Annotated in this window: 16 protein-coding genes; 4 read left to right on the top strand and 12 right to left on the bottom strand. The window is 65.6% G+C overall.

Annotated features, from left to right (window positions below):
- From RMO23_RS03155 to RMO23_RS03115, 9 genes are all read right to left on the bottom strand, one after another.
- On the bottom strand, positions 1–812 hold an 812-nt coding region (locus tag RMO23_RS03155), incomplete at its 3' end, for a sugar kinase (protein ID WP_309678645.1).
- Between the two features lie 22 nt (positions 813–834).
- Complete coding sequence (locus RMO23_RS03150; RefSeq protein WP_309678644.1) at positions 835–1644, bottom strand: TIM barrel protein; 810 nt, start codon at positions 1642–1644, stop codon at positions 835–837.
- A complete protein-coding gene (locus RMO23_RS03145) occupies positions 1634–2413 on the bottom strand; it encodes an amino acid ABC transporter ATP-binding protein (RefSeq protein ID WP_309678643.1) in 780 nt (259 codons plus the stop codon). Before RMO23_RS03145 ends, RMO23_RS03150 begins: the two co-directional genes overlap by 11 nt.
- Before the next feature lie 54 nt (positions 2414–2467).
- Positions 2468–3274 carry a transporter substrate-binding domain-containing protein gene (locus RMO23_RS03140; RefSeq protein WP_309678642.1) on the bottom strand — a complete coding sequence of 269 codons (807 nt, stop codon included), beginning with the start codon at positions 3272–3274 and terminating at the stop codon, positions 2468–2470.
- 83 nt (positions 3275–3357) lie between these two features.
- Positions 3358–4011 carry an amino acid ABC transporter permease gene (locus tag RMO23_RS03135; RefSeq protein ID WP_309678641.1) on the bottom strand — a complete coding sequence of 218 codons (654 nt, stop codon included), beginning with the start codon at positions 4009–4011 and terminating at the stop codon, positions 3358–3360.
- Positions 4011–4682, bottom strand: a complete 672-nt coding sequence (locus tag RMO23_RS03130; protein ID WP_309678640.1) for an amino acid ABC transporter permease — start codon at positions 4680–4682, stop codon at positions 4011–4013. Before RMO23_RS03130 ends, RMO23_RS03135 begins: the two co-directional genes overlap by 1 nt.
- A 148-nt stretch (positions 4683–4830) precedes the next feature.
- Entirely contained in the window at positions 4831–5928 is a 1098-nt protein-coding gene (locus RMO23_RS03125; protein ID WP_309678639.1) for a LacI family DNA-binding transcriptional regulator, read from the bottom strand.
- 163 nt (positions 5929–6091) lie between these two features.
- On the bottom strand, positions 6092–7375 hold the full coding sequence (locus tag RMO23_RS03120) for a phospholipase D-like domain-containing protein (protein ID WP_309678638.1): 1284 nt from the start codon (positions 7373–7375) through the stop codon (positions 6092–6094).
- Positions 7376–7573: 198 nt separating this feature from the next.
- Positions 7574–8545: a LysR family transcriptional regulator gene (locus tag RMO23_RS03115; RefSeq protein WP_309678637.1), complete on the bottom strand. Its 972-nt coding sequence runs from the start codon at positions 8543–8545 to the stop codon at positions 7574–7576.
- A 69-nt stretch (positions 8546–8614) separates the two neighbouring features.
- On the opposite strand from RMO23_RS03115, the gene add reads away from it, so the two are divergent.
- Both add and RMO23_RS03105 read left to right on the top strand, forming a co-directional pair.
- A complete protein-coding gene (gene add, locus RMO23_RS03110; RefSeq protein ID WP_309678636.1) occupies positions 8615–9691 on the top strand; it encodes an adenosine deaminase in 1077 nt (358 codons plus the stop codon).
- A gap of 2 nt (positions 9692–9693) precedes the next feature.
- The gene (locus RMO23_RS03105) at positions 9694–10683 is read left to right on the top strand and encodes a tripartite tricarboxylate transporter substrate binding protein (RefSeq protein WP_309678635.1); all 990 of its coding nucleotides are present in this window, start codon (positions 9694–9696) and stop codon (positions 10681–10683) included.
- A gap of 5 nt (positions 10684–10688) precedes the next feature.
- On the opposite strand, the gene RMO23_RS03100 is transcribed toward RMO23_RS03105, so the two are convergent.
- The 3 genes from RMO23_RS03100 to RMO23_RS03090 all read right to left on the bottom strand — a co-directional run bounded on the left by RMO23_RS03100 (position 10689) and on the right by RMO23_RS03090 (position 12992).
- Complete coding sequence (locus tag RMO23_RS03100) at positions 10689–11597, bottom strand: sulfurtransferase (RefSeq protein WP_309678634.1); 909 nt, start codon at positions 11595–11597, stop codon at positions 10689–10691.
- Positions 11594–11767: a hypothetical protein gene (locus tag RMO23_RS03095; protein WP_309678633.1), complete on the bottom strand. Its 174-nt coding sequence runs from the start codon at positions 11765–11767 to the stop codon at positions 11594–11596. The genes RMO23_RS03100 and RMO23_RS03095 overlap by 4 nt, the downstream gene beginning before the upstream one ends.
- A gap of 94 nt (positions 11768–11861) precedes the next feature.
- The gene (locus RMO23_RS03090) at positions 11862–12992 is read right to left on the bottom strand and encodes an aromatic ring-hydroxylating dioxygenase subunit alpha (protein ID WP_309678632.1); all 1131 of its coding nucleotides are present in this window, start codon (positions 12990–12992) and stop codon (positions 11862–11864) included.
- 296 nt (positions 12993–13288) lie between these two features.
- Between RMO23_RS03090 and xseB the strand changes: the two genes are divergently transcribed.
- Both xseB and RMO23_RS03080 read left to right on the top strand, forming a co-directional pair.
- Positions 13289–13552 (top strand): exodeoxyribonuclease VII small subunit, encoded by a 264-nt coding sequence (gene xseB, locus RMO23_RS03085; protein WP_309678631.1) that lies wholly within the window; start codon positions 13289–13291, stop codon positions 13550–13552.
- A 37-nt stretch (positions 13553–13589) separates the two neighbouring features.
- Positions 13590–14125 (top strand): polyprenyl synthetase family protein (locus RMO23_RS03080; protein ID WP_405041557.1); only part of this gene is annotated, 536 nt, incomplete at its 3' end.

Here is a 14125-nt window from a genome sequence, read left to right as displayed (position 1 = left end):
CTGATGACGCCGACCGCAAAGCCATCGCCCGCGCCCACGGTGTCTATCACCTGGGCCACCGGAAAGCCCGGCACATGGCCGCTGCCGGAGGCGTCTTCAAAATACGCGCCTTCGCTGCCGAGTTTAACGACCACCAGCTTGGCGCCGCGCTGGCGGTAAAACCGGGCCACGCCTTCCGGCGTGGTTTCGCCGGTCAGCAAGCGGCCTTCTTCCAGGCCGGGCAGCACCCAGTCGGCGCGCGTGGCCAGGTCGTTGATGGATTCGCGCATCAGTTCGGGGCTGGCCCACAGCGTGGGGCGCAGGTTCGGGTCAAACGAGACGCTGCGGCCGGCGCCGCGCATCAGGTCCATGGTCTTGCGGGCGGCGGGCAGGGTGCTGGCCGAGATCGCGGCAAACACGCCGGTCGCGTGCAGATGGCGGGCGCTGAGCAGCCAGGCCGCGTCAATGTCGCTTTCGCCTATGTGACTGGCGGCCGAGCCCTTGCGGTGGTATTCAACCGGCGGGTCGCTGCCGTCGGTGACCTTGCCCTTGAACTGGAAGCCGGTTTTTTGCGAAGCGTCGCACACCACGTGCGAGCAGTCGATGCCTTCGGCGGCCATGGCGGCCAGCAAATAACGGCCCATCGAATCGGTGCCGAGGCGGCTGGCCCAGCCGACCTTGAGGCCTAGCCGCGCCAGGCCGATGGCCACATTGGTCTCGGCGCCGGCGGTGCGCTTGTGAAACGCTTCGGCGTGCTCCAGCGGGCCGGGCTGGTCGGCCACCAGCAGCATCATGGCTTCGCCAAAGGTGATGACGTCCAGGGCGTGGGTCATGGGAAGGCTCTCCTGCTAGTTGCTATTTGCTATTTGATGAAAGGCTGCGCAGCAGATGGATTTCCTGGCGCGTCACGGCCAGCAGGTCGTCGCCGGTCAGCGGGTATTCAATTGCCCAGGGCACGCAGCGCGGCAGGGCGCGCAGCACGGCGCGCCAGGGGGCACTGGATTCGGCCAGCGGCACGGCGACCCAGCGCTGCGGCTGGCGCTGCACGCCCTTGCAGTGCACATAACGCACCTGCGGCGCAAGGGTGGCGGCGGCCTGCAGCGGGCATTCGCCGGTCCAGTGCCAGTTGCCCATGTCAAAGGTCATGCCCGGAAAAACTTCGTGGGCGTGGGCGGCGTCAAAAAAATCCTGCAGCGCGGCCAGTGTGCCGGCGGCGGGGGTCTGGTCGTTTTCAATGAGCAGTTCAACTTCGGCCGCGGTCAGCTGGTCTTGTAGCGTGGCGAAGCTGGCGTGTGAGCCCGCATCAAAGCCGCCTATGGCCATTTTGATGCGCGGTGCGCCCAGGGTTTTGGCGGCAGCCAGCGCATGCGCCAGCGCCTCCGTATCCAGCGTGCCGTCTTCGGCCCACAAGTAGTCGGCGCAGGAGTACACCACGCTTTTATCGGCTGCCCGAACGGCTAGGGCAATGGCCGGCAGTTCGCGGGCGGCATCGATCAGCAGCTCGCTGCGCACTTCTACTCCATCGGCGCCGGCGGTCAGGCTGAGCTCGGTCGCCCACAACTGGCCAGGGCGGCGCACTTCGGCGGCGCCAAACGACGACAGCGAAATCAGGATGGGCGGCGTGCCATTCGTGCCTGCAGCGGCGCCAGAAACTTCAGTGTGCATGCTGCGAATTCAGAATCTGCCCCAGAAAATTGCGCGTGGTGTCGTGCTGGGGGTTGCTGAAGAACTGCTGCGGCGGTGCCTGCTCGATGATCTGGCCGTTGGCCATGAAGATCACGCGGTCGGCCACGCTGCGGGCAAAGCCCATTTCGTGCGTCACGCAGAGCATGGTCATGCCGTCGTCGGCCAGGCTGATCATGGTGTCCAGCACTTCCTTGACCATCTCCGGGTCCAGCGCCGAGGTCGGCTCGTCAAACAGCATGATCTTGGGCGTCATGCACAGCGCGCGTGCAATCGCCACGCGCTGCTGCTGGCCGCCCGAGAGCTGGCTCGGGTATTTGCGCGCCTGCTCGGGAATGCGCACGCGCGTGAGGTACTTCATGGCGATGGTTTCGGCCTCTTCCGGGCTCAACCCGCGTGAGCGCATGGGCGCCAGCATGCAGTTCTGCAGGATCGTCAGGTGCGGAAACAGGTTGAACTGCTGAAACACCATGCCGACTTCCTGCCGCACCGAATCGACATTTTTGCCGCCGGCCGTCAGGTCTATACCGTCGACCACAATACGGCCTTTTTGCACGGTCTCGAGACGGTTGATGCAGCGAATCAGCGTGGACTTGCCCGAGCCCGAAGGCCCGCAGACCACAATGCGCTCGCCGGCCGCGACGCTCAGGTGGATGTCGGTCAGCACCTGGAATTTGCCATACCACTTGTCGACCGCCTCGATGCGGATGATGGGCTCGGCACCAGGTGTTGCCTGCGAGGGGGAATGCATTGTGTCTGTCATTGAAAAGCACCGTTGTCAGCCGTTAAGCCCTGATTGCCTGATTTATTGCAGTTTTGGCAGGTCGGTTTCCAGCCATTTGCGGTACAGCTTGTTGAGTTCACCGTTGGCCGTGTTTTTGGCGACAAAGTCATCCACGGTTTTCAGCAACTCGGCCTGGCCGGGGCGCATGGCCACGGCCATGACCTGCTGGCGCAGCAAAAACTTGTTTTCAAAGGTATTGGCCGGGGCACGCTTGTCGATTTGCGCAGCTACTGTCGTGGAGCAGCCAATCGCATCGACCTGGCCCGACAGCAGGGCCTGCATGGCCGATGCGTCGTCGTCGAAGCGGCGGATTTCCGTGCCCTCGGGGGCCACGGCGGTCAGCGCCACGTCCTGCGTGCTGGCGCGGGCGACGCCGACGCGCTTGCCCTTGAGGTCGGCCGGGGCCTTGAGGATGGCCTTCTTGTCGCCATACAGCACGATGCTGGCAGCGGCGTAAGGTGCAGAAAACTGCACCTGCTTGGCGCGCTCGGGCGTGACGGCCAGCGAGGCAACCAGCAGGTCGACCTTGTTGGTCAGCAAAAACGGAATGCGGTTCGGGCCGGTGACGGGCACCAGATTGAGCTTGACGCCCAGGTCCTTGGCCAGCAGGCGCGCCACGTCGGCGTCGTAGCCGTCGGGCTGGTTGCTGCTGTTCATGGTGCCATAGGGCGGAAAGTCCACCAGCATGCCGATGGTTAGTTCGCCCTTTTTCTTGATGTCGGCCACGCTTTGCGCGCTGGCGGCGGGGGCCCAGGCTGACAGGGTGGCGGCAAAACCCAGAGCGAGGGCGGTGGCCGTGAATGCGCGGCGTTGCAGGTGCTTGATCATGGTGAGTCTCCGAAGGTTGGGATGAGAGAGGACGGGGTGAAAGAGGTCGGGGTGAAAGGGATCGGGGGTGAGCGCGAAATGCTTCAGCGTGCCAGCGCGGCGGCATGGTGGCGTTCCATGCGCGCCGCCAGCAGCGACAGCGGCCAGCACAGCACAAAATAAATCGCCGCCACCACGCTGAACACCATCAGCGGCTGAAAGGTGGCGTTGTTGATGATCTGGCCGGAGCGCGTGACTTCGGTAAAGCCGATGATGGCGGCGAGCGAGGTGCCCTTGATGATCTGCACCAGATAACCCACGGTGGGGGCCAGGGCAATCTTGAAGGCCTGCGGCAGGATCACATCGCGCATGCGTGACACATAAGGCAGGCTGAGCGCCTGCGCGGCCTCCAGCTGGCCGGCCGGGATGGCCTGGATGCAGCCGCGCCAGATTTCGCCGAGGAAGGCGGCACTGTTCAGGATCAGCGCCACGCCGGCCGCGACCCAGGGGTTGATTTCAAAACCCAGCACCGGTGCGCCAAAAAATACCAGAAACAGCTGCAGCAGCAGAGGCGTGCCCTGAAAGATCTGGATGAAGCCACCCGCCAGCGTTTGCAGCGCGCGGTTGTTGGAGGTGCGGCCGAGCGCAATCGCCAGGCCGACGATGGCGCCGCCGACAAAGGCGATCAGCGACAGCGCCACGGTCCACTTGGCCGCTTCGAGGATGAACCAGAATTCTGGAAAGCCAAAGGTACGCATTAGCGACGGTCCGGGTAGTTCAGGCCCAGCCTGAAGATCACTTTGAACAGCGCCGAGAAGGCCAGCGCCAGCGCCAGGTAAATCACGGCCACCACGATGTAAATCTCGAAGCTGCGAAAGGTCTGCGACTGCAGGTTGGCGGCCACCGAGGTCAGGTCATCCGCTGAAATCGCCGACACCACGCTGGAGCTGAGCATCAGCAAAATGAACTGGCTGGTCAGCGCCGGATAAATCGCGCGCAGCGCCGGCTTCAGGATCACGAAGCGGAAGATCTCATAACGCTTGAGGTTGAGCGCCAGGCCGGCCTCGATCTGCCCCTTGGGAATCGACTCGATGCCGGCGCGGATGATTTCGGTGGCATAGGCGCCCAGGTTCACCACCATGGCGGTGAGGGCGGCGGTGTAGGCCGACCAGCGCAGGCCCAGCGCCGGCAGGGCAAAAAAGAAAAAGAACAACTGCACCAGAAACGGCGTGTTGCGGATCAGCTCGATGTAGGCGTTGATGACAAAACGCAGCGACTTGGGGCCGGTGGTTTTGCCCCAGGCGCACAGGATGGCGACGACCAGGCCCATCAGCATGGCCAGCATCGACAGCTGCAGCGTGCTCAGCGTGCCCTTGAGCAGCAGCGGCCAGGCGGCAAAGACATCACCAAATTGAAATGTGTAGTTCATGCTTAGGGTGGCGGTGTCGGGGTGGGCGCAAAGCTTTCTGATGGCTGGGGTTTCGGATTCATTTCCTCGGAAGAGTCTGAAACCGGTTTCAGTGGATTATAAAAGTGCCTTTGCCGGACTGGTAACTATGGAAAACCCTAGTGCGCCGTCAGTGAGGCGTGGCTACGGACGAGCCCCGCGGCACCAGGTGGCCCGACAGCAAAATCTGGCGCGGTGGCAGCTCCAGGCCCTTGAGGCGCTCAATCAGGCAGCCCGCGGCAACCCGGCCCAGCTCGTCGGTGGGCTGGGCAATGGTGCTTAAACCCGGTCCCACATAGGGCGACCACTCGGTCTCGTCAAAGCCGACTAGGCCCAGGTCCGGGCCCAGCCGCCAGCCCAGCCGCGCCAGGGCCGCCACCACCCGCAGCGTCACCACGGCGTTGCTCGACAGCACGCCCGGCAGGCGCTGTTCATGGGCTTGTTGGGCCCGTTCGCGCAGCTCGCGCAGCGCCTGCTCCAGGCCGGCCGTGTCGTCGGCGGCACTTTCAAAGGTGCTGCCTTGCAGCGCGTTCGCCTCCTGCGTCTGCGCCATGGCGGCGTCGCTGACAAAACCGCGAAAGGCGGCGGCGCGCTCCATGCGCGAGCTGACATCGCGGATAGGCTCGGAGACAAACAGCAGCTCGCGGTAGCCCGCCTCGACCAGATGGCGCGCGCCCAGCCGCACCGCGCCGGCATTGTCGAGCGAGACAAAGTCGGCCTGCATGTCGTGGTGGCGCCGGTCCACCAGCACCACCGGCTTGCCGTGGCGCGCGGCATCGGCGGCGGCCCCGGCGTCACGGCCCAGCGTGTTCAGGATGAAGCCGTCCACCTGGTAGGCGGTTAGGGCCTCGATCGCTTCACTTTCACGCCGGCTGTCGTTGCCCAGGTTGAACAGCATCAGCAGGTAACCGGCTTCCTGGCAGGCCTTTTCGGCACCGCGCAGCACGGCCACGGAAAACGGATTGGTCACATCGGCCACCACCAGCCCAATCAGGCGCGAGCGGCCGCGCTTGAGCGCCTGCGCCATCGGGCTGGGCACATAGGCCAGCGCCGCAATCGCGACCTCCACCCGGCTCGCAATGTCGGGCGTGAGCAGCCTGTCGCGGTGATTCAGAAAGCGTGACACGGTGGCCTTGGACACCCCCGCGGTGCGGGCCACGTCGGCAATGGTGGCGCGGGCCGCGGGTGGTCTGGCGGTGGCGATTCGCGGGAGTTTTTTGGCGGGCATGGCAGTCGATGGCAGAAAGCGAGGCAGACGCAGGGTGGTTTTGTGAAACCAGTTTCAGCGAATGGTAGCACTCCGCCGGATGCTATGCTATTGATAGCAGCTGATGTGCGTAATCATTGGGCTGCGGCCTAATTTGATGCCGAAAAAGCGTGCTGGGCGGCCGTCACAGTTGCGAGCCCAGCAGCCCGGCCGCTTTCTCCATCAGCTTTTCCTTCCAGGGCCGGGCGGCCCAGGCCTCGTAGCTGATGCGCCGTGCCTGCTTCAGGTCGTCCTCAAACACGGCCGATTGCCGCTCGGCAAACACCGTGTCGAACACATTGAGGTTGGCCTCGTCGTTGAGCCGGAAGGAACGGTTGTCGAAGTTGGTGGAGCCGACCGAGACCAGCAGCCGGTCGACAATCATGACCTTGCAGTGGTACATGGTGGGTTGGTATTCGTAAATCTCGGCGCCGGCCTGCAGCAGCGGGCCCCAGGTTCCGCGTGAGGCGCTGCGCACGGTGTCGGTGTCGATGATCTCGCCAGGCAGGATGATGCGCAGCTTCACGCCGCGTTTGAGGGCATCGGTCAGCGCCTTGCGGGTCAGCTCGTCGGGCACAAAATAGGCGCTTGCCAGGTCGATGCTGCGCTCGGCCGCCGTGATCGACAACTGGTACATCAGCTGCATGCTTTCACTGCCGCCCGAGGGCGAGCTGGAAAACACCTGGGCGTCGCTGCTGCCGGCGGGCTGCAGCGGCGGAAAGTAGGTGGGGCCGTGCATCACCTTGCCGGTGACCTTGAGCCAGTTGTCCATGAACACCGCCTGCATCTGGGCCACTGCCGGCCCCTCGATGCTGAAATGGGAGTCGCGCCAGTGGTCGGGGTCGGTGCCGGCGCCGGTCCATTTGGGGGCAATGCCCACGCCGCCGGTAAAGCCGGTTTTTCCGTCCACCACCAGCAGTTTGCGGTGGGTGCGGTTGTTCAGGCGGGCCAGGTTGTACCAGAGCGGTTTGTGGAATTTGCGAATCTCGACGCCGGCCGCTTCCATCTGCTGCAGGTAGGCATCTTCAATTTTGGCGCTGCCGACCCAGTCCAGCAGCACATGCACCTTCACCCCGGCGCGGGCGCGTTCGGCCAGCGCGTCGGCAAATTCGCGGCCGATGTCGCCCGACCAGTAAATATAGGTTTCAAAGGTGATGCTGTGCTGCGCGCCGCGTATCGCCGCCAGCATGGCCGGGAAAATCTGCTCGCCGTTGAGCAGCTCCCGCGCCCGGTTGCCGCCGACGATGCCGGGCCCCAGCAGCGATCCCATGGCCCGGCGAAACTGCGGGTCATCGGTGGCGTACAGGCGCGGCAGCTGCCGCTCCACATTTTTCTCGCCGGTGGTGAAGTTCACCGCAATCAGCACACCGACCAGTGTCAGCAACAGGGTAAGGGCAATGGTGAGCACAAAACGGGTCTTTTTGATCATGTGGGTTGCGCAAACGGCTGTCGATCAGTCGGCAGGATGGCAGGTTGAAATACCGCCCCGGATACGGCAGACCTTAAGCGGGTGCGTCCCGCTCCACTGTGAGCAGTCAATTTGTTCAGCCGTAGTCCATGGTCTCGACTTGACGGGCACAGCTGGCGGCCATGGCAAGCACCCGTCGACATCCCTGGCCGGTGCAAGTCAGCGCTGGCCTGCGCTGCGCGGGCGCGCTGGCCGGGCGGGCGCGCGCAGGGCCTGCGTCAGGTGCGCCAGGCAATCCGCCACGGCCGGGCGGTGCAGCTGCGCCGGGCCGCGCACCATCAGCGCAATGCGCCGTGTGATGGCCGGCGTGACTAGCGGGCGCACGCACAGGCCCTGGGTCGGCATGCCCTGCGTGTACAGACGCGAGATCACGCCTACCGCCAGGCCGCTGCGCACCAGGCTGAACAGCGACTCGCTGTAGAGCAGCCGGTCGGCTTCTTCCAGCGCCACGCCTTGCTGGCGCAAGGTGGCCAGGGCCAGGTCGTAGGTGCTGCCGCTGGCGAACAGGGCCAGGCGCTCGCCCTGCAGCTCGCGCCAGCGCAGCGCGCTGCCGGGCGCGGACTGGGCCAGCCGGTGCTGGCGCGGCAGCACGGCCACCAGCTCGTCGCTGGTCACGGCAATGGCCGCTATGCCGGCGGGCAAGGCGAGCTCGGTGCCCAGTGCAATGTCCACCTCGCCGGTGTGCAGGGCGGCGATCAGGTCGTCATTCAGCGGGTCGCGCACCGTGAGCGTGACCTCCGGGTGCTGGCGTTGCCATTGCGCCAGCGGCGGCGCCAGCAGGTGCATGGTCGAGGGCAGGGCCGCCAGCCGCAGGCTGCGCGTCTGGCTCGTCAGCGCCCGGTGCATGTCGCTCACGCCCTGGCTGAAACTGTTGAGCAGCCAGGCCACCTGCGGCTGCAGCGCCGCGCCGGCGGCGGTCAGCGCCACATGGTGGGTGCTGCGCTCCAGCAGCGTCACGTCCAGCAGCCGCTCCAGGTCGCGGATGGTGGCCGAGAGTGCGGGCTGGGTCAGCGCCAGCGCCTCGGCGGCCCGGCTGAAGCTGCCGTGCTGCGCCACCGCCTGGAAGCCCTTGAGCTGTCTGAGCGTGGGCTGGCGCAGGCGGGCGGCGGGTTCCGGGCTGGGTTTGGTCATAGCTTTGTGTGATGAACTTATCAAATTAAATCATTTCCCTTATGACAAGTCCATGCCTAAGATCAAGCCATGTTGCCGCCCCCAATCTCTGAAAAGTCTGAAGATTTCCTGCGCGCCATGCCCAAGGCCGAGTTGCACTGCCATTTGCTGGGCACGGTGCGCCGTGACACCTTCATTGATCTGGCGCGGCGTGCCAAGGCGCCGCTGACCAGCGAAGAGATAGCGGCCTTCTACACCCGCGGCGACAAGCCGGTGGGCGTGTTGCGCGTGCTGCGCGCGCTCGATGCCTGGCTGCTGAAGACGCCCGACGACCTGCACCGCATCGCTTACGAATACCTGCAGGATGCGGCGGCGCACCAGGTGCGCTACGCCGAGTTTTTCTGGAACCCGACCGGCACCGTGCGCGCTTCCGGCATTCCCTATGCCCAGGCCCAGGCCGCCATCGTGCGCGCCATCGCCGACGCGCAGACCGATTGCGGCATCATCGGCCGCCTGGTGCCGGCGATCGACCGTGAAGCCACGCCGGCCGAAGCGCTGGAGATGGTGCAGTGGCTCATCGAACACCGCCACCCCGACGTGCCGGGCCTGGGCATCGACTACCGCGAGGTGGACAGGCCGCCCGAATTGTTCGTGCAAGCGTATGCGGCCGCACGCCGCGCCGGGCTCAAGACCACCGCCCACGCGGGCGAGTTCGGCATGCCCTGGGCCAACGTGCAGACGGCGGTGGAGCTGCTCAAAGTAGACCGCATCGACCACGGCTACACCGTCATCGACAACCCGGCTTTTGCGCGGCAGTGCGCCGAGCGCGGCATCGTGTTCACCGTGGTGCCGACCAATTCCTATTACCTGCGAACGCTGGCGCCCGAGCGCTGGGCGCTGGACCACCCGATCCGCCAGATGCCGAAACTCGGCCTGCGCATTCACCCCAATACCGATGACCCGGCGCTGCACCATGTGACGCCGACCCAGGCTTGGCTGATGATGCGGCGCGACTTCGGCTTCACGCTCGATGAGCTGCGCGGCTTCATGCTCAACGGCCTGGACGCGGCCTGGATAGACGACGGCACGCGCCGCCAGTGGCGCGTCGAGTGGAGCGCCTGCTTTGACGCCCTGCGCCAGAATGTTGAACCCGTACCAGGAGCCTGACCATGTTGAAACCTTTTGCGCTTTCCCTCGCCACCGTGGCGACCCTTGCCGTGGCGGCTGCAGCGGGTACGGCCCATGCGCAAACCGCCTGGCCCGCAGCCAAGCCCATCACCCTCATCGTGCCCTTTAGCGCCGGCGGCAGCGTCGACGTGACGGCGCGCCTGGTCGCGCAAAAACTCGGTGAGCGGCTCAAGCAGTCGGTGGTGATCGAAAATGTCGCGGGCGCCGGCGGCACCATAGGCGTGGCCAGGGCCGTCGCCGCCACGCCCGATGGCTACACGCTGGTGATGGGCGCCGACAGCCCGGTCGCCATCGCACGCCTGATCAATCCGGCGGCGGTGAAGTACGACACGCTGAAAGACCTGGCGCCGGTGGGCATGGTCAACACCGCGCCCATGGTGCTGGTGGCCCGGCCCGGCCTGCCGGCCAGCAACCTGGACGAGGTGCTGAAACTCGCGCGGGCCCAGCCCGGCAAGCTCAGCTACGCGACCTCGGGCGTCGGCACGGTGCTGCAGTTGGCCATGGAGACGGTCAAGGATCAGGCCAAGGTTTACATCACGCATGTGCCGTATCGCGGCGGCGCGCAGATCGCGACCGATGTGATCGGCAACCAGGTTGACCTGGCGATGCTGATCAGCATCAGCGCCACGCCGCACATCCTGAACAAGAAGATGAAGGGCATCGCGGTGACCAGTGACAAGCGGCTGCCAACCTTGCCCGGTGTGCCGGCGCTGGCCGAATCGCCCGGATTCAAGGGCTATGACTTTGTCGCCTGGACCGGGCTGTTTGCCCCGGCCCAGACACCCGCCGCCGTGATCGAGCGCCTGAACCGCGAACTCAACGAAGTGCTGAAGTCCGACGAGGTGCGCGCCAAGATGCTGGAGCAGGGCGCTCTTAGCGGCAGTGGCAGTGCGGCTGAGCTGGGGCGCTTTGTGCAGCGCGAGCAGGCACGCTATGCGCGTATCGTGCAGGCCGCCAATATCAGGGAGTAAGCGGTTCAGCCCTGCGCCACCGGCCGCGCCGGGTCGCTGACCCAGTCGCTCCAGCTGCCGGCGTACAGGCCGGTGCGGCCGAGCCCGGCGATTTCCATGGCCAGTACATTGGGCACGGCGCTCACGCCGCTGCCGCAGTGGTGCACCACGGTGGCGGGGTTGCGGCCTGCCAGCAGGGCTTCAAACTCGGCCCTGAGCTGCCCGGCCGGTTTGAACTTGCCATCGGCGTCCAGGTTCTGGCTGAAGGGGCGGTTCAGCGCGCCCGGGATGTGGCCGGCGACCGGGTCCAGCGGCTCGACCTCGCCCCTGAAGCGCAGCGCGGCCCGCGCGTCGACCAGGGTTTGCGCCGGGCGGCCCAGTTGCTCGGCCACGGTTTGCGCGCTGACCAGCGTGGCCAGCGCCGGGTTCAGCAGGAAACTGGCCTGGAAGTGGGCCGGCTCCTCGCCGCTGTTGATGGCGCCGCCAGCCGCCTGCCAGGCCTGCAGCCCGCCATCGAGCACGGCAACGTGGTCATGGCCGGCCCATTTCAGCATCCACCACAGGCGGCCGCAGTAGTTGGCGCCGTTGCGGTCATAGACCACGGCCTGCATGGCGTTGCCAAAGCCGACGCTGGACAGCCAGGTGGCAAATTTTTCGCGGTTCGGCAGCGGGTGGCGCCCGCCCGAGGCCGGGGTGTCGGCGCCGCTGGCGGTGATGACACCGTGGGCGCCGGGCACGCCATGCCGGGCACTGAGCGCCGTGTCCAGGTTGGCATAAATGGCGCCCGGAATATGGGCCGCCAGGTACTGCTGCTCGCCGGCCTTGGGCTGCATCAGGTCAAAGCTGCAGTCAAAAATGCGCAGCGGCCGGCTGCTCGAGGGCTGCTGCATCAAGGTTTGCAGCTGGGCGGCGGAAATCAGGGTGGTGTAGTTCATGGCGTGCTCCTGTCATCGATGGTACAGGCGGCCCGCGGAAATTCAATGTTCCTCGGCCGGCGCGTGGGGCGCGGCGCGGGGGATTCGAACAGCACGCCCGGCGCGCCCGCCACTGCCCTGCCCATGCTGGCAAACAAAAAGGAGGGCAGCAGCATCCAGACGGCTTGCATCGCGTGATTTTGCGGGTTTTGGGGATTAAATCTGGCTCTAGCCCAGACGGAATAAACGTTACAAGCTATCAAAACAATAGCATGCAACGGTTCGTCAGATCATCTGCGTGGTTTTGCTGGCGCCCATTTCGCGGCGATACCACTCGTGAAAGTGCTGCATGCCATCTTCCATCGGGCTTTGGTAGGGGCCAAACTCGTTGTCACCGCGCTGCATCAGCGCCTTGCGGCCGGCGTCCATGCGCAGCGCGATCTCGTCGTCCTCGACGCAGGTTTCCATGTAGGCGGCCTGCTGCGCCTCGATGAACTCGCGCTCGAAGGCGCAGATTTCCTCGGGGTAGAAAAACTCCACCACGTTCAAGGTCTTGTCGGGCCCCTGCGGGTGCAGGGTGCTGACCACCAGCACATGCGGGTACCACTCGATCATGACGTGCGGGTAGTAGGTCAGCCAGATCGCGCCGTATTTGGGCGGAACGCCCTTGCGGTACTGCAGCACCACGTCATGCCACTTCTTGTAGGTGTCGGTGCCGGGCTTGCCGAGCTTGTCGGACACGCCGACGGTCTGCACCGAATAACTGGGCGCCAGCTCCCAGCGCAAATCCTCGGTGGTGACAAAGCCGCCCAGGCCGGGGTGGAAGGGGCCGACATGGTAGTCCTCCAGGTAGACCTCGATAAAGGTTTTCCAGTTGTAGTTGCACTCGTGCAGGTGCACCTTGTCGAGCTGGTAGCCGGAAAAATCGAGGTCGGCGCGGGTCGCCAGTGGCTGCATCTCGGCCGCAATGTCGCGGCCGTTGTCTTCAAACACCAGGCCGTTCCAGGTCCGGGTCTGGTAGCGGTTCAGGTTCAGGCAGGGGTCAATCTCGAAGTGCGGCGCGCCAATCAGCTCGCCCGAGGTGTTGTAGGTCCAGCGGTGCAAGGGGCACACAATGTTGCTGTCAGCCCGGTTGCCCAGTGAGCCGCGGCCGGCAAGCAGGGTTGCCTGGCGATGCCGGCAGACATTGGAAATCAGTTCGATGCCCGAGGCGTTGCGCACCAGCGCCCGGCCCTCGCCTTCGTGCGGCAGGGCATAAAAGTCGCCCAGATGCGGCACCGCCAGCTCGTGGCCCAGGTAGCGCGGCCCGCGCGCAAACAGTTTTTGCTGTTCGCGCTGGAACAGGCCCGCGTCAAAGTAGCTGGAGATGGGCAGCTGGCTGGTGGCCTGCAGCAGGCGAAGGCTTAGATCAGACATGCAATGTTGGTAAGCATGCCGCCGCAGACAGGCTTTGGCGGCAGGTGAATGAAGGGCTGAGATCGCAGGCCTGGCCCGACTGTATGGCTGCGAAGTCAAAAACCGGAGTGTTCCACAGCGCCGGCAGGGCCTGCAGACTGGCTCAGAACCGTTGCCAATTGTACCCGTGCGGGCTGTTGGCCGACCCTGAAAGAGCGTCCCGGCACCTGACCGGGGGCAGCCGGGTTGCACGGGCCAGGCGGGCGGTGCGGGGCGCCGGCTGTAACCGCCTAAAATCTGCCTTTCACCGAAATACCATGGCCAAAAGCTCAAGCTCATCCACTTCCGCCGCTGCTGCCGCCGCAGTCGCGCCCCTGCCCGCCACCTACGAGGCCGCGCTGCTGGAACTCGAAGGCCTGCTCAAGGGCCTGGAGTCGGGCCAGCTGCCGCTGGACCAGTTGCTGACCGGCTACCAGCGCGGCGCGCAGTTGCTGAAGTTCTGCAAGGACAGGCTCGAAGCCGTGGAAAACCAGATCAAGGTGCTGGAAGGCACGGAGCTCAAGCCCTGGGCCCAAGAATAATCCGCACAGAGAATACCGATTGAACGCCGCACCCACTTTGTCCACCCCCGCCCCGGGCGGTCCCGTCAGCGCCTTCAACCTGGACGCCTGGAGCGCGCAGCAGCTGGCCCGGGTCGAGCAGGCGCTGTCGGCCTGGGTCGCCTGCCCGACGGCGGCGCCGGCGCCGGCCGGTCTGGGCGAAGCCATGCGTTATGCGGTGCTGGACGGCGGCAAGCGCCTGCGCCCGCTGCTGGTGCTGGCGGCCTGCGAGGCGGTCAACGGCCAGGCGAGCCCGGCGCTGCGCGCGGCCTGCGCGGTCGAGCTGATTCACGCCTATTCGCTGGTGCATGACGACATGCCCTGCATGGACAACGACGTGCTGCGCCGGGGCAAGCCCACGGTGCACGTCCGGTTTGGCGAGGCGCAGGCGCTGCTGGCTGGCGACGCGCTACAGGCGCTGGCTTTTGAGCTGCTGTCGCCCGACGATGGCTCGGTCGATGACGCCACCCAGGCCCGGCTGTGCCGCATGCTGGCCAGGGCCGCCGGCTTTCAGGGCATGGCGGGCGGCCAGGCGATTGACCTGGCCAGCGTCGG

It is taken from the genome of Polaromonas sp. (genome assembly GCF_031411155.1).
Lineage (GTDB): Bacteria > Pseudomonadota > Gammaproteobacteria > Burkholderiales > Burkholderiaceae_C > Polaromonas.
This window is presented reverse-complemented; position numbering and strand designations above follow the sequence as displayed.

Excerpts from the sequence above, each read along its gene's own strand:
- xseB (WP_309678631.1), top strand. The coding sequence starts at position 13,289 with ATGGCCAAAAGCTCAAGCTCATCCACTTCCGCCGCTGCTGCCGCCGCA.
- RMO23_RS03105 (WP_309678635.1), top strand. The coding sequence starts at position 9,694 with ATGTTGAAACCTTTTGCGCTTTCCCTCGCCACCGTGGCGACCCTTGCC.
- RMO23_RS03140 (WP_309678642.1), bottom strand. The coding sequence starts at position 3,274 with ATGATCAAGCACCTGCAACGCCGCGCATTCACGGCCACCGCCCTCGCT.
- RMO23_RS03125 (WP_309678639.1), bottom strand. The coding sequence starts at position 5,928 with ATGCCCGCCAAAAAACTCCCGCGAATCGCCACCGCCAGACCACCCGCG.
- RMO23_RS03090 (WP_309678632.1), bottom strand. The coding sequence starts at position 12,992 with ATGTCTGATCTAAGCCTTCGCCTGCTGCAGGCCACCAGCCAGCTGCCC.
- RMO23_RS03095 (WP_309678633.1), bottom strand. The coding sequence starts at position 11,767 with ATGCAAGCCGTCTGGATGCTGCTGCCCTCCTTTTTGTTTGCCAGCATG.
- RMO23_RS03130 (WP_309678640.1), bottom strand. The coding sequence starts at position 4,682 with ATGAACTACACATTTCAATTTGGTGATGTCTTTGCCGCCTGGCCGCTG.
- RMO23_RS03120 (WP_309678638.1), bottom strand. The coding sequence starts at position 7,375 with ATGATCAAAAAGACCCGTTTTGTGCTCACCATTGCCCTTACCCTGTTG.
- RMO23_RS03150 (WP_309678644.1), bottom strand. The coding sequence starts at position 1,644 with ATGCACACTGAAGTTTCTGGCGCCGCTGCAGGCACGAATGGCACGCCG.
- add (WP_309678636.1), top strand. The coding sequence starts at position 8,615 with ATGTTGCCGCCCCCAATCTCTGAAAAGTCTGAAGATTTCCTGCGCGCC.
- RMO23_RS03100 (WP_309678634.1), bottom strand. The coding sequence starts at position 11,597 with ATGAACTACACCACCCTGATTTCCGCCGCCCAGCTGCAAACCTTGATG.
- RMO23_RS03135 (WP_309678641.1), bottom strand. The coding sequence starts at position 4,011 with ATGCGTACCTTTGGCTTTCCAGAATTCTGGTTCATCCTCGAAGCGGCC.
- RMO23_RS03145 (WP_309678643.1), bottom strand. The coding sequence starts at position 2,413 with ATGCATTCCCCCTCGCAGGCAACACCTGGTGCCGAGCCCATCATCCGC.
- RMO23_RS03115 (WP_309678637.1), bottom strand. The coding sequence starts at position 8,545 with ATGACCAAACCCAGCCCGGAACCCGCCGCCCGCCTGCGCCAGCCCACG.